This window comes from Reyranella sp. (assembly GCF_004297405.1).
Classification (GTDB): Bacteria; Pseudomonadota; Alphaproteobacteria; order Reyranellales; family Reyranellaceae; genus Reyranella.
Map to the genome: position 1 here is coordinate 204,893 of NZ_SCVC01000021.1, position 26,162 is coordinate 231,054.

Genomic DNA, 26,162 nt, shown 5'->3' on the forward strand with positions numbered 1-26,162 from the left:
CGGGGGATCAGTGCATGGACGGTCAAGCCCTGACTCAATCGAAGCCGCTGCAGAATGCCGGCCGCGGTGATCGCGTCGCCCGTACCCGCGAAGCCATCGTCGCCTCCGCTCTTGCCCTCGCCGCGGCGGGGCAGGTCGCGCCGATCGTGCGCGACATTGCGCAGATGGCGGGCGTGTCGGCGCGCACGGTGTTCCAGCATTTCGCGGACACGGCGGAACTCTATGTCGCGGTTCTCGGCCGCATGCTCGCGGCCCTGGTCGGCGAAGCGCCCGAGCTGGTCGGCAGCTTCGCCTTCGAGGACCGCATCAACTACCTGGTTAGTCAGTGCGCCGATCGTTACGAGCAGCTCCGCCCGATGTGGACCTTCGTGGAGACGCTGCAGCGTCGCTCCTCCGAGGCTGCGGACATGATCTCTCAGATCTACAGCGCAAATACGGCGCACCTTTCGCAGGCCTTCGCCAACGAGCTGGCCGCGCTGCCGGCCGAATCGCGCGAGCGGACGTTGACGGCGCTGGCTCTGGCCATCGCCCCGGAGAGCTGGGTCGTGTTGCGCCAGCGGCTCGGCCTGTCGGTCGACGAGGCACGCGACGAACTCAAGTTCGTCGTGAAGTCCGTGTTCGCAAACGAGACGGCGCGCCGCTAGCCGCGGCCTGCTTCGCCAGTGCTTCGAGCGCTGGATCGCGCAAACCGAGGTCGTCCAGATGGGCGACCGTGTTCAGCACATAGTCGAGATTGGTCCCGGTAGCGCCGCGTCCGCGGCGTACCAAGGCTGTTGCCGTAGCAAGCGGCAGCTTGCCGGCAAACTGCCGGTGCTTGCGATCGGCGAGATAGACCAGCGCCGGGACCGTCCGCCCGTCGTCGAGATGGATCGGTCGGACCGTCTCCTCGTAGACGCCGTCATTGTCGATCTCGCGATGGATCAGGTAGCGCCGCACTTCGTCATAGGCGGCCGCCGGCAGGCGATGGGCCAGGCCGCGACAGGCGCCGCCCGGCAGCAGGCCCAGGATCAGCCCTGGCTGCTTGGGCGTGCCGCGATAATGCTCGGAGTAGATGCAGAAGGCGCGGTGCCAGCCCTGCAGGCGGGCGGGCTGGGTTTCGGGCGTGGCAAAGCCCGGATTCCACATCAGCGAGCCGTAGCCGAAGACCCAGCGAGGTTTGGCTGCACTCACGCCTGATGGAGATGGATCAGGGCGCGGCGAATTTCGCGTGTGCGCGTGAAGAGGTCGAACAGCTTGTCGCCTTCGCCCCAGCGGATGGCGCGCTGCAGGTAGAAGAGATCTTCCTGGAAGCGCTGCAGCACTTCGAGGACGGCCTCGCGATTGTTCATGAACACGTCGCGCCACATCGTGGGATCGGAGGCGGCGATGCGCGTGAAATCGCGAAAGCCGCCGGCGGCGAATTTCAGCACTTCGCTGTTGAGGTGACCGCCGAGATCGTCGGCCGTGCCCACGATCGTGTAGGCGATCAGGTGGGGCAGGTGTGAGGTGATCGCCAGGATGCGGTCGTGGTCCTTGGGATCGATGCGCTCGACCTGGCTGCCCAGTCCCTTCCAGAAGGCTTCGAGCTTTGCGACCGCAGCGGCATCGCTGTCGGGTAGCGGCGTCAGGATGCACCACCGGCCCTCGAACAGGTCGAGCAGCGCGGCTTCGGGGCCGGAGTTCTCCGTGCCGGCCACGGGATGGGCCGGCACGAAGTGCACGCCCTTGGGAATGTGCGGCGCCATGTCGGCGATCACGGTCTGCTTCACCGAGCCGACATCCGACACGATGCAGCCGGGCTTCAGGCTCGACGCGATAGCCTGGGTGGCCGGTCCGCAAGCGCCGACCGGCGTGCAGACGATGACCAGGTCGGCATCCTTGCAGGCTGCCGCAAGGTCGGTGCCGCAATGGTCGGCGAGCTTCAGCTTGTTAGCGAGAGCCGCGGTTTCCGGGCTGCGTGTGGCGGCAACGATGCTCTTGGCCAAGCCGCGCTTGCGTGCCTCCAGGGCAATCGAGCCGCCGATCAGCCCGATGCCGATCAGCGCGATCTTTTCGAAGATCGGTTGGCTCATTTCGCTGCTACGAACTTCGTGAGCGAGGCGGCGATAGCTTTCACTTCGGTCTCGGTGCCGATGGTGATGCGCAGATGTTCGGGCAGACCGTAACCTGCGACCATGCGCGGGATCAGGCCGTCGTTCATCAGCCAGTCGTTGGCAGCGGCCGCCCGTTCTTTGGAACCGAAGCCGACCAGCAGGAAGTTGCCGACGCTGGGCAGCGGCTTCAGGCCGAGCTTCGTGAGCTCGGTGCTGAGCCAGGGCAGCCAGATATCGTTGTTGGTGCGGCTGGCGTCGGTGTGGGCAATATCTTCCATCGCCGCGACGCCGGCCGCCTGTGCCGCCAGGTTGACGTTGAACGGCTGACGCAGCCGGCTCATCACGTCGATGACGCCGGCGGGGCCGTACATCCAGCCGAGCCGCAGTCCGCCCAGCCCGTAGATCTTGGAGAAGGTGCGCGTCATCACGACGTTCTCGGCCTGGTCGACCAGCTCGACGCCCGACTCGTAGTCGTTGCGGCTGACATACTCGGCATAGGCCGCGTCGATCACCAGCAGCACGTCCTTCGGCAGGCCGGCATGCAGGCGGCGGACATCGTCCTTGGTGATGTAGGTGCCCGTCGGATTGTTCGGATTGGCGAGGCAGACGATGCGCGTCTTGTTGGTCACCTTGGACAGCATCGCGTCGACATCGGCGCGATAGTCCTTCTCCGGCGCCGCCACTGGCGTCGCCCCGACGCCCAGCGCATTGATCGGATACATCAGGAAGCCGAACTGGCTGTAGAGCAGCTCGTCGCCCGGCCCGCAGTAGGCGCGCACCAGCAGGTTCAGGAGCTCGTCGGAGCCGGCGCCGCAGACGATGCGCGCGGCGTCGAGCCCGTAGTGACGGCCGATCGCCGTACGCAGCTTGTCGGTGCCGCCGTCGGGATAGCGGTGCAGTTCGGTCGCCATCTTGGCGTAGGCGGCCATCGCCTTGGGCGAGGGACCCAGCGCACCCTCGTTGGACGAGAGCTTGGCGATGGTTTCCTTGCCCTCGACCGAGTCCTTGCCCGGCACATAGGGCGCAATCTTCATGATGCCCGGACGCGGGGTGAGCGCGCTCATGGCAGTCTCCCGTAATGGTTCAGGTTACGGCCGGATATCGGCCGGAACAGCGTAGGCGCCGAGCACCGCAACGAGACCGTTTTCGAGGCCCAATGCCGCTCCGAGGTCGCGCAGGCGCTGGTCATCGTCGGCGATCACGCCCGGCAGTTCGACGAGATAGTGATGCACGCCGGCTACAACCTGGTCCAGCGCGGAAGTGAAAGGCGGCAGGCCGACCTTGGCCACAGCGCCGGCAATACGGTCACGGCTGAGGCCGTTCTTGGCTTCGATCGAGATCAGGGCGCGATCGTCGCCGCTGGGTTCCGGCTCGATACGGCCCAGCACGAAGGCTGAAATACCGCGTGCCCGGGCGTTGGGCATGACGAGAAAGGGCAGTCGTGCCACGACGTTGGGCAACGTCGCCTCGCCGCTGGCAAGCAACGGCCACCACGGTGCGCTATCGGCTTCGATAGGGGCTGGCACGACGCCGAGCGTCGTCGGGCTGGCACGCACTGCCGCCAGCACCTGAGCCGGCGTATCGTGGGCGACGAAAGGGATCTGGCAACCGAAGTGATCGCGCGCGAGGTCCCAGTAGCCCGGCTGGTCGACCGGACGGCAGATGGCAATCTTCAGTCCCGGTGTCTGCATCAGGGTGAAGGAGCTCACCATCTCGCGCCACATGCGATAGATCGCGGGCACGGGGAAGCCGCCATCGTGGGCAGCCAGCCGCTGACGCATGACCTGGGCTTCGCGGCCCGGGCGCAAGGCCAGGCCGCCGGCCGGCTTGGCGGCAGAGATTTCACCGACGAGGGCTGCGCGACGACGAATCAGGCCGTGCAGTTCGCCATCGATGGCGTCGATTTCCAGTCGCAGATTGTCGAGGGTCGAAGCGTCCATAAGGCCGGTTGTTCCTGTGCGCAGCGGCGATACTACGTTCGGCCTGCCGGCGTAAAGCCAAACAAATGCAAGGCGCTTGCGCCCAGCCGCAGGGGTCCGTATAGAACTCACCGTGGAATTTGAGCCGACCGGCTTGCGGCCACGTTAAACACCGCTAAAAGGTCGGAGCGCTCGAAAAAGCCCCCGCCCTTCCGGTCGGGGGCTTTTTCGTGGGCCTTTCTGTTGTGAAGGCCAGTAGAGAGGTCATGTGCTGGACGACCTGACCGATGCCGAGCGCAAGGCGCTCGCCCAGTGCCGCCACGCGGTTCTGGGCGTGGAGCGTCCGCTGCGGCTCGACTGCGGTGTCGATCTCGGCCCCTATCGGGTCGCCTACCAGACTTACGGCACCCTCAATGCAGCCAAAAGCAATGCTGTTCTGATCTGCCACCCGCTGACCTGCGATCAGTTCGTCGCCGAGCGGCACCCCGTGACCGGGAAGGAAGGCTGGTGGGACAGTCTGGTCGGGCCGGGCAAGGTCCTCGATCCGGCGCATTACTATATCATCTGCGTCAACGTGCTGGGCCATTGCATGGGCACGACCGGGCCGCTGGCGCGCGATCCGGCGACCGGCGAGCCCTGGAACCTGCGCTTTCCGGTGGTGACCATCGGCGACATGGTGCGCGCCCAGGCGGCACTGCTCGATCACCTCGGCATCCCGGACCTGTTCTGCGTCATCGGCGGTTCGATGGGCGGCATGCAGGTGCTCGAATGGGCCGCGACCTACCCCAGCCGGGTCTTTTCGGCCGTGCCGATCGCCTGCGCCGCGCATCATTCGGCGCAGAACATCGCGTTCCACGAGGTCGGCCGCCAGGCGATCATGGCCGATCCGGAATGGAAGGGCGGCGACTATCGCCTGCACCAGACCGTGCCGGCGCGCGGGCTCGCAGTGGCACGCATGACGGCGCACATCACTTATCTTTCGGAGCAGGCGTTGCAGCGCAAGTTCGGCCGCGCCCTGCAGGACCGCAACGTGCTGGGCTTCAGCTTCGATGCCGACTTCCAGGTCGAGAGTTATCTGCGCCACCAGGGCTCGACCTTCGTCGATCGCTTCGACGCCAACTCCTACCTCTACATCACGCGCGCCATGGACTACTTCGATCTTGCCGGCGCGAACGGTGGCGTGCTGGCCAACGCCTTCAAGGGCACGCCCACGCGCTTCTGCCTGATGTCCTTCACCAGCGACTGGCTGTTCCCGACCCGCGAGAGCCGGGAAGTCGTGCATGCGTTGAATGCAGCCGCGGCCAACGTGTCGTTCGTCGAGGTCGAGAGCGACAAGGGCCACGATGCCTTCCTGCTCGACGAGCCGGAGATGTTCCGTACCCTGTCAGGCTTCCTCAAGGGCGCGGCCGCCGTGCGCGGCCTCGGTGCCGTGTCGTGACCGCCACCATTCGCGTCGATCTCCAGCTCATCGCCGACATGGTCGAGCCGGGCACGCGCGCGCTCGACGTCGGCTGTGGCGACGGTTCGCTGCTGGCCTATCTGGTGAATTTCAAGCGCGTCGATGCCCGCGGCATGGAATTGAGCCAGGCGGGCGTGAATGCCTGTGTCGCCAACGGGCTGTCGGTGATCCAGGGCGATGCCGATGCCGACCTGCGCGACTACCCCGACGATGCCTTCGACTACGTGATCCTGAGCCAGACTCTGCAGGCCACGCGCGAGCCGCGCGAAGTGCTGCGCCAGATGTTGCGGGTCGGCAAGCACGCCATCGTGTCGTTCCCCAACTTCGCCCATTGGCAGGTCCGGCTGCGGCTGGTGTTCGGTGGGCGCATGCCCGAGACGCCGTCGCTGCCTTACAAGTGGTACGACACGCCTAACATCCATCTCTGCAGCATCGACGATTTCCGTGCGCTCTGCCGCGACATGGGCGTGCGGGTCGAGCGGGCAATTGTCCTGAACAGCACGAGCCGTCGCATCCAGATGCCGCCGCTGCTTGCCAACCTGATCGGCGAGCAGGCGGTGTTCATGCTGCGCCGGGACTAGGCGCCCTTCGCTTCGATCCGCGTGATCAGGGCATCCCGGTCAGGCAGACGGATGCCGAATTCCTTTTCCAGCGTGTCGCAGATGGCGGCGGCGTCCTTCAGCATCCGCCGTTGCGGGGACTTGCCGGTGGGATAGATCGTGAAGTTATGGTTGCCGAGGGCCATGCGCTGCCCTGCAACGTGACGTGCTGCGATGATGCCTTGGGTGAAAAAGGAATCGTCGCTGTTGGCGAGATAGTAGTTGCTCGCTTTGTAGTCGATCGGGATCTGCGCATTGAGATCGAACCGGTAGACATCGCTCCAGGTGCCGGCGACCTGGGCCTGCAGCAGCCAATCGGCGCCATCCCGCAACAGCCGAAACGGCTCATGTGGCGTTTCCTGGACGATATCGGCCACGAATTTCAGCGGACCCGTCGGCGTCATGCCGCCAAAGCCTGCATCGGTGAGGTAGGGACCTTCAGGCAGCGTCACGTGGATCATCATGTGGCTGCGGGGTGTTACGTTGTCGGCAGGGGCGCCCCAACGCACTCGTCCCATCAAGCCATGCGCATCGAAGCCGATATGCTGCAGCATGCCGAGATAGAGGCCGTTCTGCTCGTAGCAGTAGCCTCCGCGGCCGCCATGGACGAGCTTCGCCATCAGCCCGTGCGCCGACAGGTCGGGCGTGTGGCGGAACATCGGATCGATGTTCTCGAAGGAGATTGCGGCCACATGATGCGCATGCAGGGCGCGGAGCGTTGGAAGATCGGGCGCCACCGGCCCCGAATAGCCGATGCGGTCGAGATAGGCTGCGAGATCGGTAGCATCGAAATGAAGACGAGACTGGTCGGCCATGGTCACACATCCGCAACGAAACAGCGCTGCCTCTCAGGATGGTGCCTCGGCTCAGGCTCGTCCAGCCTACGACCTGGTTACCGAGTTGCCGTCGGCGTCGGCCGTTCATAGGTGCGCTCGATTTCGTCTTCCTTGATCTTCCGGAAGCCGTGGCGTTCGTAGAAGCGATCGGCGGGGCTGCCCTGCAGCACGTCGAGATGCACCGGCTTGGCCAGCGCATCGGCTTCGGCCAGCAGCACCTTGAGGATCGTCGCGCCGAGCCCGCGATTCTGGAAGCGACGGTCGAGATAGAAGGAGTCGATCGAGATCGCGTCGTTACCGGGCCGGAAGGCGACGCAGCCTGCCAGCGTGTCGCCGATCAGGATCAGGCGCATACCCGGCTGATCGAAATGCTCGCGGAAGACCCGCCGGGCCCGCGACGGCTCGTAGCGAAAGACGCGCTCCAAGTGTTCGCGCATGACGTCGATGCGGATCGCCAGCAGCGGCTCGAAGTCGGCTTCGCTCGCCGGTGCGAATCGCCATTCTGGAGCCTCACCGTCAACCACGCGCGGCGATCCGCGCGATGCGCGGCTGGGCCGCCGCGATCCAGTCTCTGGTGTCGAGCTCCATCGAGCGGTCGAGGCGGCCTGCATTGAAGAACAGCGTTTCGTTGGCGAGCAGATCTTCCTCGACCACCACCGCAAGGTCCGGGTTCAGGGCAAAGGGCGGCACTGCGCCCATCACGCAACCTGTCAGCTCCTGCGCGGTGTCCGGCGAGGCGAAGCCGCATTTGCGCGCCTCGAAGAGCGTGGCCACGGCGTTGAAGTCGAGCTTGCGATTGCCCGGCAGGATCGCCAGCACATGGCGCCGGCCACCGCCACCGCCGCGCACATCGAGCACCATCGCCTTGGCCGCTTGATCGGGACGGTTGCCGCGGATGGCGCTGATTGCCTCGGATTTTCCTTCGGCCTCGTGCTCGATGACGCGGAACTTCGCCTTTGCGTCGTTCAGCAGTGCCACGAGCCGGTCGAAGACATCAGACCCCACGGATCACCTTCTCGGAAAGGATCGTCAGTGCATCGTCGAGGCTCGGCACCTGGCCGTTGGCCGGTGCGATCCCGGCATCGACCGTGCGCCGGTGGTTGCGTTCGATGGCTTCGGTCATCAGCGGATCGACGCCGGTCTCGCGCAGGGTCTGCGCCACGAGGCCCATCTCCTCCCAGCGCCGATGGGCGTGCACGATGTGCGTCTGCACCAGCATGGCGATGAAGTCGCGGAATGGCATCTGGTCGGCATCGGAGAGGCAGGCCAGCACTTCTTCCAGGATGCCCTGGCGTTTCGCCGTCACCAGCGCCTCGACGCCGAGCGCTTCGACACCCTTGATCAAGGTGCTGCGCAGCATCTTTACCGAGGAAGCGCTGCCGGGCTTCGGACCCAGCAGCTTCGCGTCGAAGCCGTTGGCGTTCATCCAGGCCACGGCTTCAGTGGCATCCTCTCCCGCGACGAGCATCGGCGCCTTGATGCCCTGCTTGAAGAAGCCGCCCATCACGGCAACGTCGATGTAGCGTCCTGCGCCCTTCTCGATCTCGGCGCGGTCCTCGTCGGACATCTTGCCGGTCACGGTGCAGAGGTCGAGGAAGTGCACGCCTTTCTTGAGTAGTGGTGCAGCGGCGGCTGCCGCTTCGAGCGCATGCTCACCCTGCACGGCGCAGATCACGAGATCAGCGTCGCGCAACGTCTCGGTGTAGCTGTCCGAGATCGCAACATCGAGGGCGCGCGCCGCCTTGCCCAACGCGGTACCGCGCGCGTCCTTGTCGAGGGCGGTGTCGATCGCGATCAGGCGTCGCGGCGCATTGTCTCCCAGCGCGGGTACGCCCCGCCAACCACCTTCGACGCAAAGGCCCTGGGCAATAGCCGAGCCTGCTTCGCCAAACCCGAGCAGCGCGATCACGCGCGGAGAGAAAGCCATGTTATCGATCCGGAGGTGAGGGGTCAGGAGGCGGGCGCTTCGCCGTCCTTGCTGTTGCGCGCCGCTTGCGTGTCGCGCGATGTGGCGACCCGAAGTTTGGGCCGGACGACGGCGAGCTCGGGCGTATGGGCGCGCTCGGCGATGCCGGCATAGAGCTGCTTGCCGGATTCGATGACGCTGACGCCGGCGAAGCGACCGAGCCAGCGTTGGCCGAATCGCTCGACGGCAGGGGCCATGCCCATCAGGAGCCGAGAGTTGGTCGGCGGCATATAAAGCGCGCGCGTCTGGCGCAGCGGCGCGAACATGTTGGCCCGCAGGAGCGCGGCGAGCTGGCCCGCCGAATAGGGATGGCCTTGATAGAAGGGAGAGCGGTCGATTTGCGACCAGAAGCCGGCGCGAGTCGGGGCCACGACGATCATGCGGCCGCCATCGGACATGACGCGCCAGATCTCGCGCAGCATCGGGCGGAGCTGTTCGGTGCACTCGACGGCATGGACCAGCAGCACGCGGTCCACGGAGCGGTCGGGCAGCGGAAGGTCGAGTTCATCGACCAGGGTCGCGTGATTGCGGCCTTCGCGTGGCCAGCGCGTGACGCCCTGCTGGGCCGGCATGAAGGCCAAGGTGCGGCTGGCTTCCTCGACGAATGGGCGCAGCAGCGGCGTGGCATAGCCCAGACCCAGGACGGCCTCGCCGCGCACATTCGGCCACACGTCGCGCAGCCGTGCGCGCAGCAGGCGGGCCGTCATCTGGCCCAGGGTGCTGCCGTAGAACTCCTCAAGGTCGAGGACGTCGCTCCACATGGCTCGATCCTAGCAGAAATCGCGCCCCTGCTGCCACGGTCCGGCGATGGCCTGCGCATCACAGCTCTGCTAGCGTTGCGCATCATGAGCACCACACTAGACATCGTCCGTATTCCGGTCCTGAGCGACAATTACGTGTGGTTGATGCGCGAGCCGCAGAGTGGAGCGGTCGGCGTCGTCGACCCTGCCGTGGCCGGGCCGATCCTGGCCGAGGCCGAAAAGCGCCGCTGGAAGATCACGCATATCCTGAACACCCACCATCATGGCGACCATGTCGGCGGCAATCTCGAGATCAAGCAGGCGACGGGCTGCACGATCGTCGGCCCGCGACAGGATCGCGCACGCATTCCCGGCATCGATATCGAGGTCGATGACGGCGACCGCTACCGCTTCGGCGAGGCCGAGGCGGAGATTTTCTTCGTGCCCGGCCATACCAGCGGCCACATCGCCTATGCCTTCCGCGAGCAGAAGGCGCTGTTCTGCGGGGATACGCTGTTTGCGCTCGGCTGCGGGCGCATGTTCGAAGGCACGCCGAAGCAGTTCTGGACATCGCTCAGCCGTCTGCGTGCGCTGCCAGACGAAATGCGCGTCTACTGCGCCCATGAGTACACGCAGTCGAATGCACGTTTCGCCGTGACCGTCGAACGCGACAACAAGAAGCTATTCGAGCGGTCCGCCGCCATCGATGCCGCGCGGGCCAAGGGCGAGGCCACCGTGCCGTCGCTCCTGGGCGAAGAGAAGGCCACCAACCCCTTCCTGCGCGCCGACGTGCCGGCAGTGCAGGCGGCGGTCGGCATGGTGGGCGGCGACCCGGTCGCGGTGTTCGCCGAAGTGCGTCAGCGCAAGGATGTGTTCCGCTAGCGCCTGACTAGGCAGAAGTAGCCGGCGAGTCCCAAGGCTAAAGAGAGCGCCGCGTAGAGCGGCGTTTGCGGCACGTTGAGGAACAGCCAGGGCGCGGTGAGTGGGCCGACAGCGGCGCCGAAGTCGCGCCACGTCGAATAGCTGGCCTGGCTGGAGAGCACGCCGCCATGGCCGCGCTCGATCACCAGCACGGGGATCAGCGTGTTGAACATGCCGCGCGTCATGACGATCAGAAGCGCGCCCAGCAGTTCGTGATCGGCGGCGATCAGCACGAAGCCGCCCACCAGGAGGATGGCGTTGGCGATCGCGATGCGTCGCGCGCCGAAGCGGTCGCCGATCCAGCCACCGATCGGCCCCGTCGTGACCTCGACCAGCCAGCGCAGCGCCAGCAGCATCGCCGTCGCCATGATGGCCGCCATCGAGGTGATCGAGTCCTTCATCAGGAAGGCGAGGGTGAGCAGGAACACGCCGTCGCCGGCGAAGCCCATCACGAAGCCCCAGACTTCGAGCCGGTGCGGGACGGGCAGCTTGAAGCCATTCTTGGCGATCGGTTCGGGTGGCAGGCGCGGCAGGATCAAGGCGGCGGCAAGCGCGATCAAGGTCAGCCCGCCATAGATCAGGAAGACCGAGCGAGCATCGAGCTGCAGGACGATCCAGGCGCCACCGACCAGCGAGGCCGCCTGCACCAGGCCGATCGCCGCACGGCTCGCGCCGACACGTTTGCCGGCGTTGGCGCGGTCGCTCACTGCATAGGCCAAGGTGGCGAGATTGAGCGAGGCATAGGAGATGCCCCAGAGGATGCGCGCAAAGATCTGGACGGTCGCGTCCTCGAACAAGCCGTAGGCCGTCGTCGAAATGGCCGAACCGACTGCGGCGGCGATCATCAGCGCATGCGGGCCGATGCGTTCGCCGATATGAGCGACGGCTGAGTTGGCGAGCAGGCGGATCCAGCGGTTGAGTGACAGCAGCACGCCGACCATGGCCAGACTCAACCCGAACTGGTCATGGTAGAGCGGCAACACGGCATAGAGCAGCGTGTCGCCAATCATGCCGATGGCGATCACCAGCCCCGGCAGCGCCATGCCGACGGGGGCGGCGCCGGGGGGCGTGTTGGGCGCGGCGGTTGCGCTCACGCCGGAGGCCTCACTGGTCGCGCAGGACCAGCGCCTCGCGCAGTGCCGCGGCGCAAAGCGTCGTGCCGCGTCGGGCGCCATGCAGCAGCATTGGTGAGCTCAGGAAGCCGTGCAGCATGCCGCCGAACTCCACGAGATCGGCCTGCGTGCCTTCCTGGTGCAGGCGGAAGGCGTAGGCCCGGCCTTCATCGCGCAGCGGGTCATATCCCGCCGTGACCACCAGCGCCGGCGGCAGGCCGGCGAGCGAGGCGGCGCGGATCGGCGAGACGCGCCAGTCGCCGCGCGTTGCCTTTTCGGGCGTGTAGTGGTCGAAGAACCATTCCATGGTCACGGCATTGAGGCCGTAGCCGTCTTCATACCGGCGGTAGGATTCAGAGCGCGCGACCGCGTCCGTCACGGGATAGGCGAGGAGCTGCAGGCGCAGCTTCGGTCCACCATTGTCGCGTGCCCAGATCGACACGGCCGCCGCGAGATTTCCGCCGGCGCTGTCGCCACCGATCGCAAGCCGCGAGGTGTCGATGCCGACCGAGCCGCCATTTGCGGCCACCCACTTCAGCCCGGCCACGACATCATCGAAAGCGCCGGGGAAGCGCGCTTCGGGTGCCAGACGATAGTCGATATGGAAGACCACGATGCCGGCTTCGATCGCGAGCTGGGCGCAGAGCACATCGTGGCTGTCGAGGTTGCCGAACACCCAGCCACCGCCATGGGCGTAGACCAAAGCGGGCAGCTTGGAGTCGGCCGGCGCCGAGGTCGGCCGATAGATGCGCACGGGCAGCTCGCCCGCCGGTCCAGGAATGGTGCGGTCGACCACTTTCACCTCGGCCGGGCGCGGTCCCTGCGCGGCGGGGCGCAGTGCGAGATACTGCGCGCGTGCATCCTGCGGGCTCAGCGTGTTCCAGGCCGGACGGTTAGCCGCCGCCATCAGATCGATCAGCCGCTGTGATTCCGGATCGAGTGCCATGTCGCAAAACTCCCTACAAACTTCATTCAACCGACAAACATGCACTCTAGCAGGCAGCGCCCCTGTTTCGTCACGAGCCGAATGGTAAGGTGGGCTATGACATTCGAACCGGACTACGGCGCACCACAACCGGCAGCGCCTTCCTGGTGGCGGCGGACCTGGGAACGCGCGCGGTCATGGCGTCCGGGACGGTCTGCGGCGTCGGCGACCGCAGCACCTGCAGGCCGCAGATCGATATGGGGCTGGACCTGGCGCGTCCTCGTCGTCCTGATCCTGCTTTACTATCCGGTCGGCGCGATCATCACCGAGGATATCGACGACGATCCGCAATTCACGGCGCGTGGGGTTGCGCCTGGCGAAAGCCGCGCCGTAGCGACCGCGGCGGATCTCGTGACGCGCGAGGTCGACGTCCACACTTGGACGCCGATGATGCCGTTCTTCACGCCGGCGGGCCTGCTCGACAACATGCCGAACTTCCAGCGCGGCATCATGTCGGCGCTGGGCCGGTTCAGCACCGAGCTGATGGACCAGCTCGGCCGTACGCGCGGCTCCAGCCAGACTGACCGTGACCTCGAGCAGGCGCGCGGCTTCCTGAACGAACAGCCCAATATCTGGTTGTGGCAGCCCAGCGTTTCGCTGTTGCCGTCGACGACCTCGGCGCAGAAGTATCGCGCCGGCCGCGACAAGCTCCTGGCCTACAACAAGCGCCTGGGCTCGGGGCAGGCCATCTTCGAGCGCCGCGCCGACAATCTGCAGGCCCTGCTCGACCGCATCTCCAACGATATCGGCTCGGACTCTGCGACGATCGACCAGCATGTCATCGAAAAGGCGGGCGATCTGTTCGATTCGACCTGCGACGACATCTTCTATTTCAACAAGGGCCGCATCTACGCCTATTACCTGCTGCTGCGCGATCTCGGCATCGACTTCCAGAACGTCATTCGCGATCGCGAGCTCACCAACGCGTGGAACGGCACGATGGAAACCTTCCGAGTGGCAGCCCAGCTCGATCCCTGGGTCGTCTGGAACGGCTATCCCGACGCGCTCCTGATCCCCAACCACCTCCTCGCGCAGGGCTTCTACCTGCTGCGGGCACGCACGCAGTTGCGTGAAATCAGCAACATCCTCCTGAAGTAGGCGCCAGAGTGGAGATTTATCTGCCCATTGCCGAGCAGTCGATGAACGTGTTCATCCTGCTCGGACTGGGGGCTGCAGCCGGCCTGTTGGCGGGCATGTTCGGTGTCGGCGGCGGCTTTCTTGCGACACCGCTGCTGATCTTCGTCGGTATCCCACCGGCGGTTGCCGTCGCCAGTCAGGCCAACCAGGTGATCGCCAATTCGGTGTCCTCGCTGCAGGTGCAGTGGCGACGCGGCAACGTCGACCTGCGCATGGGGCTGGTGCTCCTGTTGGGGGGCATGATCGGCTCGTCGGCCGGTGTCTCGCTGTTCACTTACTTGAAGCGCATCGGCCAGATCGATTTCGTCATCGCGGTTCTCTACGTCGTGATGCTGTCGTCGATCGGCCTCCTGATGCTGGCCGAGAGCCTGCGTACTTATCTCAAGCGCCGGCGCAATCCCGAGGGACCGCGCGGCAAGCTGCACACGCACTATCTCGTGCACCGCCTGCCGCTGAAGCTGCGCTTCTACAAGTCGAAACTCTACATCAGCGCGCTGCTGCCCCTCGGGCTGGGCTTCTTGATCGGCATCCTGTCGGCGATCCTGGGCGTGGGCGGCGGCTTCGTGCTGGTCCCGGCCATGATCTATCTGCTCGGCATGCCGACCTCGGTGGTGATCGGCACGTCCAACTTCCAGATCCTGTTCGTGGCGGCCAACGTCACCTTCCTGCAGGCCGTGACCAACGGCACCGTCGACGTGGTGCTGGCGCTGCTGCTGATCCTGGGCGGCGTGGTCGGCGCGCCGATTGGCTCGCGGATCGCGGCCAAGTTGCCGGGCGTGGCGCTGCGCGGGCTGATGTCGATCCTGGTCCTGGCCGTGGCCGCCGAACTTTTGACCGAGCTGCTGCGCACGCCAAGTTCGATCTATTCCCTCGGCACCCGCGAGGTGTTGCCGTGAACTGCCGCCGGCTCGCCCTTTGGGTTCTGCTGGCCGCACTGCCGGCAGCCTTTGCGTCACCGGCATTTGCCCAACGTGTCGAGCCGCCGCCGGCGAATTTGCCGCCCATGGGCGGCCCGCCCGATGCCAGTGTGCCGCCCTCCGTGCCGACCGAGCCGACGACGCCGGAACTGATCGTCGATCTTTCGCTCGCCCGCGTGTCGATCACCTCGGCCTTCCAGGGCGAGAGCATCCTGATGTTCGGCATGTTCGACCCGCCGGGCGAGATCGTGGTCGTGGTGCAGGGGCCGGCGGCGCGCGAGACGGTGATGCGCAAGCAGCGCGTGCTGGGCCTGTGGCTGAATACCGGCCGGCAGTCGTTCGACGATGTCCCAGCCTACTACGCCATCGCCGCCAGCCAGCCATTGCAGCGCCTCCTGGCGCGTGGTGCGGGTGGCGAGATCCTGTCACTGGAGGATCGGCTCTCGACCATCAAGCCGGCGACTCCGCGCCTCTCCGAGGAACTGGCGAAGTTCCGGTCCGGCCTGGTCGAAGTGAAGCGGCGGGAGGGTCTCTATCCCGCGGCGATTGGTCAGGTGACGGTGCAGGCCGGTCGGTTGTTTCGTGTCGACCTGCCGTTTCCGTCGCGGTTGCCGGAGGGGATCTACGAGGTAAAGGCCTACCTGCTGCGCGATGGCGTGATCGTGGCAGCGGTGTCGCGGCCTCTGCCGGTGGGCAAAGTCGGGTTCAGTGCCCAACTCGCCGGTTGGTCGGTCCACGACGGGCCGCTCTATGGCCTCGGCGCAATCCTGATGGCGTTGATTGCCGGATGGTTGGGCGGCGCCATCGTGCGGCGTCTCTGATCGTACGACGTCTTTTTTAGTAAGGGGGAAGCGGATCATGAGCGTGCAGCCCAGGACCGACGAGCGCGTCTTCCTCGTGGTCGTCGATGAAAGCCCGGAAATGCCCAACGCGCTGCGCTACGCCTGTCGCCGCGCCAAGCGGACGGGCGGCCGTGTCGCCATGCTCTATGTCATGGAGCCGCCGGAGGGCCAGCAATGGGGCGCAGTGGTCGAGCTGATGCGCGAGGAGGCGCGCCAGCAGGCCGAGCTGGTTGTGGCGCGCCACGCCGATGTCGCCGTCTCCCTCACCGGCCAGCCGCCGGCGACTTACATCCGTGAGGGCAAGAGTCGCGACGAACTGATCAAGCTGCTGAGCGAGGACAAGTCGATCTCCGTTCTGGTGCTGGGAAGCGCCTCCGGCGTCGAAGGTCCGGGGCCGCTGGTCACTGCTTTCACAGGCAAGCTCGGTGGACAGCTTCGCATCCCGCTGACCATCGTTCCCGGCGCGCTTACCGAGGCAGAGATCGACGCCATTTCCTGATCTCTCATGACCCATGTGTCATGTTTGGTTGCGAAATCTGCGTCGATCTGCTTCTCACGCTTCTTTGTATCTAGTGCCGGGGTCAGGGTTGCGTTCAGGGAATGAATAGTTAATCTTTTGGAAAATAATAATAATAAGTGAATTTTCCATAATATTTATACAATTGTTTCGAAGAATCGTCTTGATCGGCTTTGCGGCGGTTCCTACGTCCAAGGCTATCGAGTGGGGGCGGAGACGTCCTGTCCCCCAGCCTGAGCGACGCGAAGCGGGATCTCCGCGGAGCGTTCGACACGGAGGTAGGTTTGTTCATCCAGACCGAGCAGACGCCAAATCCGTCTACCCTGAAATTTCTCCCGGGCCGGGTGGTCATGGAGAAGGGGACAGCGGACTTTGCCAACGTCGAGGCTGCCACGCCGTCGCCGCTTGCCAAGCGGTTGTTTGCGGTGGAAGGCGTCGAGCGTGTGTTTTTCGGTTCCGACTTCGTGACCGTCACCAAGACGGCCGACCGGGACTGGCAGATCCTCAAGCCGTCGATCCTCGGCGGCATCATGGAGCATTACACTTCGGGCGATCCCGTAATCGCCGAAGAACAGGCAGCTTCCGTTTCTGCCGATGACGACGAAGTCGTCGCGCAGATCAAGGAGTTGCTCGATACCCGCGTCCGGCCCGCTGTGGCCCAGGATGGCGGCGATATCGTCTTTCACGACTTCCGCGATGGCATCGTCTACCTGCACATGCAGGGATCCTGCTCGGGCTGCCCGAGTTCGACGGCCACGTTGAAGATGGGCATCGAAAATCTTCTGAAGCACTACGTGCCAGAAGTTGTGGAAGTGCAGGCGGCCCAGTAGCGGGCCGCCTTCCGATCTAAGCGTAAGCGTAGGAGGGGTTCGCGGCCGTGGGGGCGGCCGCGCGATCTGTCGTTCGTTCGAAAACGAAACGAAGAGTGTGGCAATGCGACTATCTATTCGACCTGCAATGCAAAGCGGGCGCAAATATGCTTTCCCTGCCGCCTGGGCTGCGATGTTTACCGCAGGCGTGGGCTTTCACGAACCCGCACCGTCGATCGACGTGGCATCCTACCTCTCCTTTGTGACAGTGGGCTCTGCGCAAGCGCAGACTCAAATGCTCGGCGAACCAGTGTTTCTGGCCGTGAATGCCGATCCGGCCGCGCTCATCTTCGTGCGCCATGAGATGGCCGAAGTCGCCGATACGCCGCGCACGTCCCGTGATTCCGCGAATGCTTCGGTGAATGGTTCCTCCGGTGGCCATGGCCGCTTTGCCGCTCCCGGCAATGCCGTCCGCCGGCAGGTGCAGGTCCGCGCGATCAGCCCGCGTTCCGCCGACGAACTCGCCGGTTTCTTCCGCGACGTTGCCTATACGTTGACCGACGTCCGTCTGGGCGAAGCAGTGCCGCCGCTCAAGGTCGATCGCGTGCCGGGCGATCTCAGCGCCAAGGACGGCAACGAGCGCAAGATGCTGTTCATCACGGCGTTGCTGCCCGTCATCCTCGAGGCCAACCAGCGTGTGCTCGCCGACCGCGAGCAACTCCTCTATCTGCGTAACAAGCTCACCACCGACCCGCGGATGCTGACGGCCGTCGAGCGTGTCTGGCTGGACGACTTGGCCGACCGCTACGAGAGCTCGATCGACAAGCTCGATGAATTGGTCCGTCGCGTCGATATCGTACCGCCGTCGATGGCGATCGCGCAGGCCGGTGTCGAATCGGGCTGGGGCACCTCTTTCGCCGCGCGCAACGGCAATGCCCTCTTCGGTCAGATCCAGGTTACCGGCCGCCACAGCGTCGAAGTTCCCTGGAAGCCGGGGGCGGGCATGCCACAGCCTTTCGCCGATGTCGGCGAGTCGACCGACGCCTATGTCATCAATCTCAACACGCATCCTGCCTATGCCAGCTTCCGCGCCGAGCGCGCTGCCATGCGCGAGCGCGCCGAACATCCCGATGGCTTCCGCCTGATCGGCACCTTGCTGCGTTACTCGGAGCGTGGCCAAGGTTACGTGCAGTTCGTGCGCCAGATCATGCGCGAGAACGAGCTCACGGACTTCGATCGGGCGCGGCTCTCGAGCTTCTAGATCGAGCGCACTGGCGTATCACATCATTGGGCGCGGCAGGTCGGCGTCGCTGACCAGCGGATAGCGACGCGCTTCGAAGAGCTGATAGTGCCACCATTCGTTGCGGTAGAAATCCCATCCCGCCGAGGTCATGAGGCCCATCAGCAGCAGGCGGTTGCGCTGCGCCTCGACCGACACGTCGGTTCGCGCATGGTGCGAGAGCGGCGTAAAGGCATCGAAGGCGGTGCCCATGTCGAGTTCCTTACCTTCGGCATCGAGCAAAGTGAGATCGACGGCTACGCCGCGCGAATGCGGCGAACCGCGGCGCGGATCGGCAAGGAATTCAGGATCCGGGCAGGCCTTCCACAGGGCCCATTGCGCCTCGGTCGGCCGCAGCGCGTCGAAGATACGCAGCCGAAAACCGAGGGCGCGCGCGAGCGCGATCGCTGCGCCGAGCTTTTCGGCGGCCTCGCGATGCAGCCAGCATTCGGCATTCCGGTAGACCGGTCGTCCCGTTAGATTTGCGTCCGTCGCATAGGCCAGTGTCACGTCGACATCGAAGTCGGGCGGGGCGATCGCAACCAAGTCGAGCTTCATGACCACACATTGCCCAGCCCCTCGAGGCGGCGCCAGCACCGTCCTCGCCTTTGATTGCGCCGTCAGCGGGCAGAGCGTGGCGGTCGTGCGCAATGGTGCCTGCCTCGCGGTGGCGCGTGAGGAGGGCCGCGACCAGGCGGCGCGGCTCCTGCCGGCGATCGGCGAAACCCTCGAACGAGCCGGCATCGGGCGACGTGAGATCGATCTGATCGCCGTGACGGTCGGCCCGGGCAGCTTTACCGGCGTGAGGGTGGGGCTCGCTGCGGCGCGCGGCCTCGCCGTCGGGCTGGGCGTGCCGCTGGCGGGAGTATCTACAACCTCGGTCCTGCTCGCGCAGGCATCGACGACCGAACGTCTGGCTGTTGCGGCTGTCGATACGCATCTCGGCGACTGGTTCTGTGCGCTCGGTGAAGGCGAGGCCTTGCCATTTGCGACGTCGACGCAAGACCTGGTGGCCCGGCTCTCGGGACGCGCCTGCCTCGTCATCGGTCATGGGGTGAAGCCTCTCGTGGAAGCGCTGGTCGCCGATGGCACGGATGCGACCGCGTCGGATACTCCGCCTGATCCCGTGATACTCGCCGGCTTGGCCCTGCGTTCGAGCGTCGAGGCATGGGCTGTGCAGAATCGCGAGGAGGGCCTGCCGCGGCCGCTCTATCTGAGAGGGGTCAACATCACCCTGCCCGACGGCGCCCGTCGTACGGTCGAATGACCAGCGACGAACCTGCCCCGTGCGTTTTGGGCGCTCTCGACCTCGATCGTGCTGCACGCCTTCATCGCGAAGCCTTCGTGCCGATGGGGGAGCGTGGCTGGACGCGTCAGGATATCGCCGGCCTTCTCGCCTCGCCGGGAACGGCCGGGTTCTTGCTGGAGGGGAAAAGCGGCGATGTCGGCATGGCGATCTGCCGCGTCGCTGCCGATGAGGCAGAACTGCTGACTGTTGCGGTGAACCCGCACCATCGTCGTCGCGGGGCTGGTCGCCGGTTGTTGGAGGCCGTGATCGGACAGGTCCGGCTTGCCGGCGCCCGGACCCTATTCCTTGAAGTCGGCGTGGATAATCCAGCCGCGCGCGCTCTTTATGATTCTCTTGGCTTCATCGTTGCCGGCCGTCGCGCAGGCTACTATGCGCGTGTCGATGCCCCGCCAGCTGACGCCGTTATCATGCGTCTCACTCTCAACTGATTACGCCCGGCGGATCGTCACGATATGGGTGTCGCCATCGGCTTCGATCCCCAGGATTGTATGGCCCTCGTCGCGGGCCGCACGGGGGACATTGCGCAACGGCTCCTCGCCGCGTAGCCGGACGCTCAGGGTCTCCCCCGATTTCAGGCGCTCCAGACGCAGCTTGGTGCGCACGAAGGTCATGGGACAGACCTCACCGGTAATGTCGATGTCATGGTCTGCCTGTATAGGCTTGTCGGACATGTCCCCAACTATACCGCGAACTCCGGCCAGTGTAGGGTATGTCGTCATGCCTGACCGGAAATCCAAACTCGAAGTTCTTTGCGCCGAGCGCGGCCTGAAGATGACCGACCAGCGCCGCATCATTGCGCGCGTCCTTTCGGAAGCCTCGGATCATCCCGATGTCGAGGCTGTGCATCGTCGGGCAACGGCGATCGATGCCAATATTTCGATCGCCACTGTCTACCGGACGGTGCGGCTGTTCGAGGAGGCCGGCATTCTCGCCAAGCACGATTTCGGCGACGGTCGCGCGCGCTATGAAGAAACACCCGAAGAGCACCACGATCACCTGATCGACATTCAGAGCGGCAAGGTTGTGGAATTCCACAACGACGAGATCGAGGAACTGCAGCGCAAGATTGCTGAAAAGGCCGGCTACCGCCTTGTCGGTCACCGCCTCGAGCTCTACGGGGTGCCGCTGGACAGCAAATCCGACCGCCAAAAATGAGTGGACGGAGCCCGAGACACCTCGATAATGGGCACATGATCGGGGCGGCCCCCTTGCGGATCACACATGCGCATCGACCGCGCTGACAGCGAAGCCGAGCTTCTCGGCCCACCTGTCTCCAACGCGGAGATCGTGAAGGTCGTTGCTGGCGACTTCGAGGTTCGCCTGGCACAGAGCGCTGCTGAGATCGATGCAGCACAGGCCTTGCGTTATCAGATCTTCTTCGAGGAGATGGCGGCGCACCCGACGCCTGAGGTGGCGGCGCGCCGGCGCGACTTCGACAAATTCGACACTGTCTGCGACCATCTGCTGGTGCTCGACCGTCGCCGCGGCGAGGGGCCGGAGGGCATCGTCGGCACCTATCGCTTGATGCGCCGTGCCGCGGCCGCGCAGATCGGGACATTCTATTCCGCCTCGGAGTACGACATCCGCGCGATGATCGACTACCCGGGAGAGGTCCTGGAGCTTGGTCGTTCCTGCATCGCCAAGGACGCGCGCAACACCGCGACCATGCAGATGCTGTGGCGGGGCATCGCGCTCTACGCCTACCATTACAACATTCAGGTGATGTTCGGCTGTGCCAGCTTGCCTGGCATCGATCCTTCGCAGCACGCCATGGCGCTGAGCTACCTGCAGCATCACCATCTGGCGCCGCCGGAAATTCGCGTGCGCGCCGTCGACAGCCGCTACATCAAGATGGATATGCTGGAGCCCGGTTCCTACGATCCGCGCAAGGCGATGGCGCGTGTGCCGCCGCTCATCAAGGGCTATCTGCGGCTCGGTGGCTTCGTGGGTGACGGCGCGGTCATCGACCACGAATTCAATTGCACCGACGTCTTCATCACCGTGAAGACCGAGCTGGTGACGGAGAAGTACATCCGCCACTACGAACGCGGGATGCGTGACCAGCACGACTGACGCACCGCTTGCAGCGATGTGGATCGGTTCCCCCCTGCGCGGCGCGTTCCGGCTCGTGAGCTACCTCCTGCTCACCATCATCGCATTGCCGTTCCATCTGCTCGCTTTGGCGCTGCGGGTGAGGCCGGTCGTGCGTTGGCTGCCGGTGTTCTATCATCGCATGGTCTGCGTGATCCTCGGCATCAAGGTGAAGGTCAACGGCCAGCGTTCGACGGTGATGCCGACGCTCTTCGTCTGCAACCACGTCTCCTATCTCGATATCGAAGTGCTGGGGGGACGCATTCCCGGCTGCTTCGTCGCCAAGGCGGAAGTCGCGACCTGGCCGTTTTTCAGCACGCTTGCCAAGGCGCAGCGCACGATCTTCGTCGACCGGCGTTCGAGCAAGACCAGCAACAGCCGCGACGAGATGCTGAAGCGCCTGGATACCGGCGACAATCTCATGCTGTTTCCCGAGGGCACCAGCAGCGATGGCACGCGTGTGCTGCCTTTTCGCAGCGCGCTTTTCGCCGTGGCCCAGCTCCGCCGCGACGAAAGGCCGATCGTCGTCCAGCCGGTGGCGATCTCCTATACGCGTCTCGACGGCATTCCGCTCGGCCGCTACTGGCGGCCGCTCTTCGCCTGGTTCGGCGACCTCGACCTGGTGCCGCACCTCTGGCAGATGGTCTGCCTCGGCGAAACCGAGGCGGTCGTGACCTTTTTTCCGCCGGTCGACATAGACAGGCTCGGTGACCGCAAGAAGCTTGCCGAATATTGCTTTCAGCAGGTCTCCGCCGGCGTCCAGTCGGCGAATGCTGGCCGCCCGGATTTGCTGCCATCCCTGGATCAGCCCGCCCTCGATTCGGCGGGCGCGACCCCTCGACCCTGAGGGTCGGTGGTGATAGAACCGCGCCGTTCCAGCAACGGAGACCGATGAAAGACGTCCGCACAGGCTCCGAAGGCCAGTGTCAACGCAAGCGCGTGTTCATCCGCACCTACGGGTGTCAGATGAACGTGTACGATTCCGACCGCATGGCCGACGTCCTGCGGCCGCTGGGCTATGCGCTCGCGGACACGCCGGAGCAGGCGGACCTCGTCGTGCTGAACACCTGCCACATTCGCGAGCATGCCTCCGAGAAGGTCTATTCGGAGCTGGGCCGGCTGCGCGACACCAAGGCTGAGCGGCGCGCCGAGGGGCGCGACCTCACCATCGCCGTCGCGGGTTGCGTCGCCCAGGCCGAGGGCGAGGAGATCGTGAAGCGCCAACCCGCAGTCGACATCGTCGTCGGTCCGCAGGCGTACCATCGCCTGCCTGAGCTGCTGGCCGAGGCCGAGCGCAAGTCGTCGATTCTGCGTGCCGGCAAGCGGTTGCCGGGCGCGGGTGTGCTCGACACGGAGTTCCCTGCGGAAAGCAAGTTCGACCACCTGCCGTCGCCGCAGGGCGTGCGGGCGGGTTCCGCCTTTCTCTCGATCCAGGAAGGGTGCGACAAGTTCTGCACCTTCTGCGTGGTGCCCTATACGCGCGGCGTCGAGTATTCGCGGCCTGTCTCGGCTGTGCTCGCCGAAGCCAAGCAGCTTGTTACGGCGGGCGCCATCGAGCTCACGCTGCTCGGCCAGAACGTCAACGCCTATCACGGCGAAGCGGCAGATGGCTCGACCTGGTCGCTCGCCCGCCTGATTCGCGAGCTGGCCGAGATCGAGGGCGTGGCGCGGCTGCGCTACACCACCTCGCATCCGCGCGACATGGATGACGACCTCATCCGGGCGCACGGTGAGGTGCCGCAGCTCATGCCCTACCTGCACCTGCCGGTGCAGTCGGGATCGGATCGCATTCTCGAGGCGATGAACCGTCGCCACGGGCGAGACCTCTTTCTGGATATTGTCGACCGCCTGCGCAGTGCGCGGCCCGATCTCGCTCTGTCGTCGGATTTCATCGTCGGCTTCCCGGGCGAAAGCGATGCCGATTTCGACGATACGATGCACCTGATCGATCAGGTGGGTTTCACGTCGGCTTTCTCCTTCAAGTACAGCCGCCGCCCCGGCACGCCGGGCGCCGCTTTGCCGGACCAGGTGCCCGAAAGCGTGAAGGCGGCACGGCTCGCCGCCCTTCAGGCGCTGCTCGGCCGTCAGGCACGGGAGTTCAATGTCTCGAAGGCCGGAACCACGGTGCCGGTGCTGTTCGCCGAGACAGGCCGCAAACCTGGCCAGATCATCGGCAAGACGCCTTGGCTGCAGTCGGTCTATGCCGAGGGCAATTCGCGCTTGATCGGTCGGATCGTCGATGTGCGCCTGACTGAGGGGCACGCCAACAGTCTGGCCGGCGAGATCGTGACTGGCTCCTACGAGGTCGCCGCGTGAGCGATCCATCGGCGAACGCTCCCGCCCGCGCGGCCGATGTGCGCCGCATGACCTTCGACGACAATGCGCTGCTTGCCGTGCTCTACGGCAATCACGACCGCAATCTCGTGCGCATCGAGCAGCTCACGAACGCGCAGCTCAGCGCGCGAGGCAACCAGCTCGCCATCGCCGGCGCCCCCGATGATGCGGCGGTGGCGCAGAAGGCGATCTCGGGCCTCTACGAGCGGCTGAAGCGTGGCCTGTCCATCGAGTCCGCCGACGTCGATGCCGCCGTGCGCTTTGCCCGCACGAGCAACGAGGGCGGCGACGGCGAAGGCATCCGCACGCGGCGTCGTACCGTGCAGGCGCGCTCACCCGGCCAGCGCACCTATCTCGCCGCTTTGCGCGAGCGTGACATGGTCTTTGCTTTGGGGCCGGCGGGCTCGGGCAAGACCTATCTTGCCGTGGCGATGGGCGTCTCGCTGCTGCTGGCCGGCAAGGTCGAACGCATCGTTCTGTCGCGACCGGCTGTCGAGGCGGGCGAGCGGCTGGGCTTCCTGCCCGGCGACATGAAGGAAAAGATCGACCCCTATCTCCGGCCGCTTTACGACGCGCTGCACGACATGATCCCGGCGGAGCAGATTGCTCATCGCATGGAGTCCGGTGAGATCGAGATTGCGCCGCTTGCCTTCATGCGCGGCCGCACGCTCGCGCATTGCTTTGTCATTCTCGACGAGGCGCAGAACACCACGCCGATGCAGATGCGCATGTTCCTGACCCGGCTAGGCGAGGGCTCGCGCATGGTGATCACCGGCGATCCCAGCCAGACCGACCTGCCGGGTGGACAGAAGTCCGGCCTCAACGACGCGGTCGACACGTTGAAGGACGTCGACGGCGTGCGCTTCGTGCGACTCACTTCCAAGGACGTCGTGCGCCACGACCTCGTGACCCGCATCGTCGAAGCCTATGACGCGCGCGACAAAAAAGCCAAAAGCTGAACCATCACTTGGCTGCACGATCGTCGTGCTCGACGAGGGCTGGTCGAAAGCGCTTCCCGACGCTGCAAGGCTCGCGCGCCGCGCCGCGCGTGCGGCCTTTGCGGGAACACGGCGGCGAGGCCGGCGTTCCCTGAACGTCGCCCTGGCGGACGACAAGGCTGTGCGCAAGCTGAACGCGCGCGATCGTAAGAAAGACAAGCCGACCAACGTCCTGTCCTATCCGTCGGGCGAGCGTGAATTCCTGGGTGACATCGTGTTGGCGCGGCAGACCGTGTGGCGAGAGGCACGTGATCAGCGCAAGTCACCGTCCGACCATTTCACGCATCTCGTCGTGCACGGCACATTGCACCTGCTGGGCTACGACCACGAAACCGGCGAAGCCGATGCCGAACGTATGGAAGCGCTGGAGCGGCGCGTGCTGGCGAAGCTCGGGATCGCCGATCCTTACCTTGCACGCTGAGCGCTAGAGCATTTCGAGCGGCTGCTTGCCCTTGGGTGGTGGAAACGCGCGGTCGAGTTCGGCCAGGATCTGCGGTGAGAGTTTGACGTCGAGGGCGCCGAAGTTTTCCTTCACGCGGTCGCGGCTCGCTGATTTCGGAATAGTGACGACGCCCGGCTGGGCGAGCAGCCAGGCGAGCGCGAGTTGTGCTGACGTGCAACCTACCTCATCGGCGAGCTTCTTGAGCGGCGCCTTGCGCAGCAGCCCGCCTTGGTCGAGTGGTGAATAAGCCATCAGCGGAATCGACCTTTTGCGCATCCACGGCAGCAGGTCGAACTCTGGTCCACGGCGCGACAGACAGTAGAGCACCTGATTGCTGGCGGTCAGGCCCTTATCGAGACGGGCGGCATCTTCCATATCGTCGAGATCGAAATTGCTGACGCCGAAGTCAGCGATCTTGCCGGCGTCGCGCAGGCGATGAAATGCCTCGAACGTCTCTTCGAGGTGTGCGCCGCCGCGCCAGTGCAGCAGATAGAGATCGATCCGTTCCAGCCGCATCCGCTTCAGGCTGCGTTCACAGGCGGCGATCGTGCCACTGCGGGTAGCGTTGTGCGGATAGACTTTGCTCACGATGTAGGGCGGCGAGGTTCGGCCCTGGAGCGCGTCGCCGACGATCTCCTCGGCGGCGCCTTCGCCATACATCTCCGCCGTGTCGATCATCGGATAGCCGAGATCGAGGCCGTACTTCAGCGCGTCGAGCTCCTCGACACGCCGCCGCGCGCTCTCGCCCATGCGCCAGGTACCGAGGCCGAGGACCGGCATTGTCTTGCCGGAAGGCAAATTGCAGGAACGCATCAGGAACTTCCATGATTGCAACGCGGGAGCGATAGCCTATCTTAGCGATCATGCCGGACTCCACA

32 protein-coding genes and 1 riboswitch are annotated in these 26,162 nt (G+C 65.2%); of the genes, 18 read left to right on the forward strand and 14 right to left on the reverse strand.

Annotated features, from left to right (window positions below; translation table 11 throughout):
* The first annotated feature begins 14 nt into the window (after positions 1–14).
* Positions 15–644, forward strand: a complete 630-nt coding sequence (locus EPO50_RS14630) for a TetR/AcrR family transcriptional regulator (RefSeq protein WP_296345216.1) — start codon at positions 15–17, stop codon at positions 642–644.
* On the opposite strand, the gene EPO50_RS14635 is transcribed toward EPO50_RS14630, so the two are convergent.
* Genes EPO50_RS14635 through EPO50_RS14650 form a run of 4 tightly spaced genes read right to left on the reverse strand, consistent with a single transcriptional unit; the run spans position 595 to position 4,012 of the window.
* Positions 595–1,170 (reverse strand): gamma-glutamylcyclotransferase, encoded by a 576-nt coding sequence (locus tag EPO50_RS14635; protein WP_296345218.1) that lies wholly within the window; start codon positions 1,168–1,170, stop codon positions 595–597. The two genes, EPO50_RS14630 and EPO50_RS14635, sit on opposite strands and share 50 nt — an antisense overlap.
* A complete protein-coding gene (locus EPO50_RS14640; protein ID WP_296345220.1) occupies positions 1,167–2,051 on the reverse strand; it encodes a prephenate/arogenate dehydrogenase family protein in 885 nt (294 codons plus the stop codon). The genes EPO50_RS14635 and EPO50_RS14640 overlap by 4 nt, the downstream gene beginning before the upstream one ends.
* Entirely contained in the window at positions 2,048–3,136 is a 1,089-nt protein-coding gene (gene hisC, locus EPO50_RS14645) for a histidinol-phosphate transaminase (protein WP_296345221.1), read from the reverse strand. Before hisC ends, EPO50_RS14640 begins: the two co-directional genes overlap by 4 nt.
* 24 nt (positions 3,137–3,160) lie before the next feature.
* Positions 3,161–4,012: a chorismate mutase gene (locus EPO50_RS14650; protein WP_296345224.1), complete on the reverse strand. Its 852-nt coding sequence runs from the start codon at positions 4,010–4,012 to the stop codon at positions 3,161–3,163.
* Between the two features lie 102 nt (positions 4,013–4,114).
* A riboswitch (SAM riboswitch) is annotated at positions 4,115–4,190 on the forward strand.
* 72 nt (positions 4,191–4,262) lie between these two features.
* Here EPO50_RS14650 and EPO50_RS14655 point away from each other — a divergent pair.
* Both EPO50_RS14655 and metW read left to right on the forward strand, forming a co-directional pair.
* Entirely contained in the window at positions 4,263–5,429 is a 1,167-nt protein-coding gene (locus EPO50_RS14655; RefSeq protein ID WP_296345806.1) for a homoserine O-acetyltransferase, read from the forward strand.
* The gene (gene metW, locus EPO50_RS14660) at positions 5,426–6,031 is read left to right on the forward strand and encodes a methionine biosynthesis protein MetW (RefSeq protein ID WP_296345225.1); all 606 of its coding nucleotides are present in this window, start codon (positions 5,426–5,428) and stop codon (positions 6,029–6,031) included. Before EPO50_RS14655 ends, metW begins: the two co-directional genes overlap by 4 nt.
* Here the strand turns inward: metW and EPO50_RS14665 are convergent.
* From EPO50_RS14665 to EPO50_RS14685, 5 genes are all read right to left on the reverse strand, one after another.
* Positions 6,028–6,864, reverse strand: coding sequence for an arylamine N-acetyltransferase (locus EPO50_RS14665; RefSeq protein ID WP_296345227.1), 837 nt, complete (start codon positions 6,862–6,864; stop codon positions 6,028–6,030). The genes metW and EPO50_RS14665 overlap by 4 nt on opposite strands.
* A 77-nt stretch (positions 6,865–6,941) precedes the next feature.
* Positions 6,942–7,409, reverse strand: coding sequence for a GNAT family N-acetyltransferase (locus EPO50_RS14670; protein ID WP_296345229.1), 468 nt, complete (start codon positions 7,407–7,409; stop codon positions 6,942–6,944).
* On the reverse strand, positions 7,402–7,890 hold the full coding sequence (locus tag EPO50_RS14675) for a YbaK/EbsC family protein (RefSeq protein WP_296345231.1): 489 nt from the start codon (positions 7,888–7,890) through the stop codon (positions 7,402–7,404). Before EPO50_RS14675 ends, EPO50_RS14670 begins: the two co-directional genes overlap by 8 nt.
* Positions 7,880–8,812 carry a DUF1932 domain-containing protein gene (locus EPO50_RS14680; RefSeq protein ID WP_296345233.1) on the reverse strand — a complete coding sequence of 311 codons (933 nt, stop codon included), beginning with the start codon at positions 8,810–8,812 and terminating at the stop codon, positions 7,880–7,882. Before EPO50_RS14680 ends, EPO50_RS14675 begins: the two co-directional genes overlap by 11 nt.
* Before the next feature lie 23 nt (positions 8,813–8,835).
* Positions 8,836–9,612 carry a class I SAM-dependent methyltransferase gene (locus tag EPO50_RS14685; RefSeq protein WP_296345235.1) on the reverse strand — a complete coding sequence of 259 codons (777 nt, stop codon included), beginning with the start codon at positions 9,610–9,612 and terminating at the stop codon, positions 8,836–8,838.
* Between the two features lie 84 nt (positions 9,613–9,696).
* On the opposite strand from EPO50_RS14685, the gene gloB reads away from it, so the two are divergent.
* Positions 9,697–10,473 (forward strand): hydroxyacylglutathione hydrolase, encoded by a 777-nt coding sequence (gloB, locus tag EPO50_RS14690; protein ID WP_296345237.1) that lies wholly within the window; start codon positions 9,697–9,699, stop codon positions 10,471–10,473.
* Here gloB and EPO50_RS14695 read toward each other — a convergent pair.
* Entirely contained in the window at positions 10,470–11,606 is a 1,137-nt protein-coding gene (locus EPO50_RS14695) for an MFS transporter (protein WP_296345239.1), read from the reverse strand. The genes gloB and EPO50_RS14695 overlap by 4 nt on opposite strands.
* Before the next feature lie 10 nt (positions 11,607–11,616).
* Entirely contained in the window at positions 11,617–12,570 is a 954-nt protein-coding gene (locus EPO50_RS14700; protein WP_296345241.1) for an alpha/beta hydrolase, read from the reverse strand.
* A 96-nt stretch (positions 12,571–12,666) separates the two neighbouring features.
* Here EPO50_RS14700 and EPO50_RS14705 point away from each other — a divergent pair, with 96 nt between their 5' ends.
* The 6 genes from EPO50_RS14705 (at position 12,667) to EPO50_RS14730 (ending at position 18,092) form a co-directional block, all read left to right on the forward strand.
* Positions 12,667–13,707, forward strand: a complete 1,041-nt coding sequence (locus EPO50_RS14705) for a DUF2333 family protein (protein WP_296345242.1) — start codon at positions 12,667–12,669, stop codon at positions 13,705–13,707.
* A gap of 8 nt (positions 13,708–13,715) precedes the next feature.
* Entirely contained in the window at positions 13,716–14,642 is a 927-nt protein-coding gene (locus tag EPO50_RS14710) for a sulfite exporter TauE/SafE family protein (protein ID WP_296345243.1), read from the forward strand.
* On the forward strand, positions 14,639–15,484 hold the full coding sequence (locus EPO50_RS14715) for a TIGR02186 family protein (protein WP_296345246.1): 846 nt from the start codon (positions 14,639–14,641) through the stop codon (positions 15,482–15,484). The genes EPO50_RS14710 and EPO50_RS14715 overlap by 4 nt, the downstream gene beginning before the upstream one ends.
* Positions 15,485–15,521: 37 nt before the next feature.
* A complete protein-coding gene (locus EPO50_RS14720; protein WP_296345249.1) occupies positions 15,522–16,004 on the forward strand; it encodes a universal stress protein in 483 nt (160 codons plus the stop codon).
* Between the two features lie 302 nt (positions 16,005–16,306).
* Positions 16,307–16,852, forward strand: a complete 546-nt coding sequence (locus EPO50_RS14725) for a NifU family protein (RefSeq protein ID WP_296345250.1) — start codon at positions 16,307–16,309, stop codon at positions 16,850–16,852.
* A 274-nt stretch (positions 16,853–17,126) separates the two neighbouring features.
* Complete coding sequence (locus tag EPO50_RS14730) at positions 17,127–18,092, forward strand: glucosaminidase domain-containing protein (protein ID WP_296345252.1); 966 nt, start codon at positions 17,127–17,129, stop codon at positions 18,090–18,092.
* Between the two features lie 18 nt (positions 18,093–18,110).
* Here EPO50_RS14730 and ddpX read toward each other — a convergent pair whose 3' ends face one another.
* Entirely contained in the window at positions 18,111–18,668 is a 558-nt protein-coding gene (gene ddpX / locus EPO50_RS14735; RefSeq protein WP_296345254.1) for a D-alanyl-D-alanine dipeptidase, read from the reverse strand.
* Between ddpX and tsaB the strand changes: the two genes are divergently transcribed.
* Positions 18,667–19,377 (forward strand): tRNA (adenosine(37)-N6)-threonylcarbamoyltransferase complex dimerization subunit type 1 TsaB, encoded by a 711-nt coding sequence (gene tsaB / locus EPO50_RS14740; protein ID WP_296345256.1) that lies wholly within the window; start codon positions 18,667–18,669, stop codon positions 19,375–19,377. The two genes, ddpX and tsaB, sit on opposite strands and share 2 nt — an antisense overlap.
* On the forward strand, positions 19,374–19,847 hold the full coding sequence (locus EPO50_RS14745; protein ID WP_296345258.1) for a GNAT family N-acetyltransferase: 474 nt from the start codon (positions 19,374–19,376) through the stop codon (positions 19,845–19,847). Before tsaB ends, EPO50_RS14745 begins: the two co-directional genes overlap by 4 nt.
* On the opposite strand, the gene EPO50_RS14750 is transcribed toward EPO50_RS14745, so the two are convergent.
* On the reverse strand, positions 19,848–20,090 hold the full coding sequence (locus tag EPO50_RS14750; RefSeq protein WP_296345260.1) for a sulfurtransferase TusA family protein: 243 nt from the start codon (positions 20,088–20,090) through the stop codon (positions 19,848–19,850). It lies immediately after the preceding gene.
* Positions 20,091–20,136: 46 nt separating this feature from the next.
* On the opposite strand from EPO50_RS14750, the gene EPO50_RS14755 reads away from it, so the two are divergent.
* The 6 genes from EPO50_RS14755 to ybeY all read left to right on the forward strand — a co-directional run bounded on the left by EPO50_RS14755 (position 20,137) and on the right by ybeY (position 25,263).
* Positions 20,137–20,574: a Fur family transcriptional regulator gene (locus EPO50_RS14755; protein ID WP_296345808.1), complete on the forward strand. Its 438-nt coding sequence runs from the start codon at positions 20,137–20,139 to the stop codon at positions 20,572–20,574.
* A 66-nt stretch (positions 20,575–20,640) separates the two neighbouring features.
* Positions 20,641–21,492: a GNAT family N-acyltransferase gene (locus tag EPO50_RS14760; RefSeq protein WP_296345262.1), complete on the forward strand. Its 852-nt coding sequence runs from the start codon at positions 20,641–20,643 to the stop codon at positions 21,490–21,492.
* Positions 21,476–22,357, forward strand: a complete 882-nt coding sequence (locus tag EPO50_RS14765) for a 1-acyl-sn-glycerol-3-phosphate acyltransferase (RefSeq protein ID WP_296345264.1) — start codon at positions 21,476–21,478, stop codon at positions 22,355–22,357. The genes EPO50_RS14760 and EPO50_RS14765 overlap by 17 nt, the downstream gene beginning before the upstream one ends.
* A gap of 44 nt (positions 22,358–22,401) precedes the next feature.
* Positions 22,402–23,826 (forward strand): tRNA (N6-isopentenyl adenosine(37)-C2)-methylthiotransferase MiaB, encoded by a 1,425-nt coding sequence (gene miaB / locus EPO50_RS14770; protein ID WP_296345265.1) that lies wholly within the window; start codon positions 22,402–22,404, stop codon positions 23,824–23,826.
* A gap of 47 nt (positions 23,827–23,873) precedes the next feature.
* Positions 23,874–24,803: a PhoH family protein gene (locus tag EPO50_RS14775; RefSeq protein WP_296345810.1), complete on the forward strand. Its 930-nt coding sequence runs from the start codon at positions 23,874–23,876 to the stop codon at positions 24,801–24,803.
* A complete protein-coding gene (gene ybeY, locus EPO50_RS14780) occupies positions 24,772–25,263 on the forward strand; it encodes an rRNA maturation RNase YbeY (RefSeq protein ID WP_296345267.1) in 492 nt (163 codons plus the stop codon). Before EPO50_RS14775 ends, ybeY begins: the two co-directional genes overlap by 32 nt.
* Before the next feature lie 3 nt (positions 25,264–25,266).
* Here the strand turns inward: ybeY and EPO50_RS14785 are convergent, their stop codons facing one another.
* Positions 25,267–26,097 carry an aldo/keto reductase gene (locus EPO50_RS14785; RefSeq protein ID WP_296345268.1) on the reverse strand — a complete coding sequence of 277 codons (831 nt, stop codon included), beginning with the start codon at positions 26,095–26,097 and terminating at the stop codon, positions 25,267–25,269.
* Between the last annotated feature and the right edge of the window lie 65 nt (positions 26,098–26,162).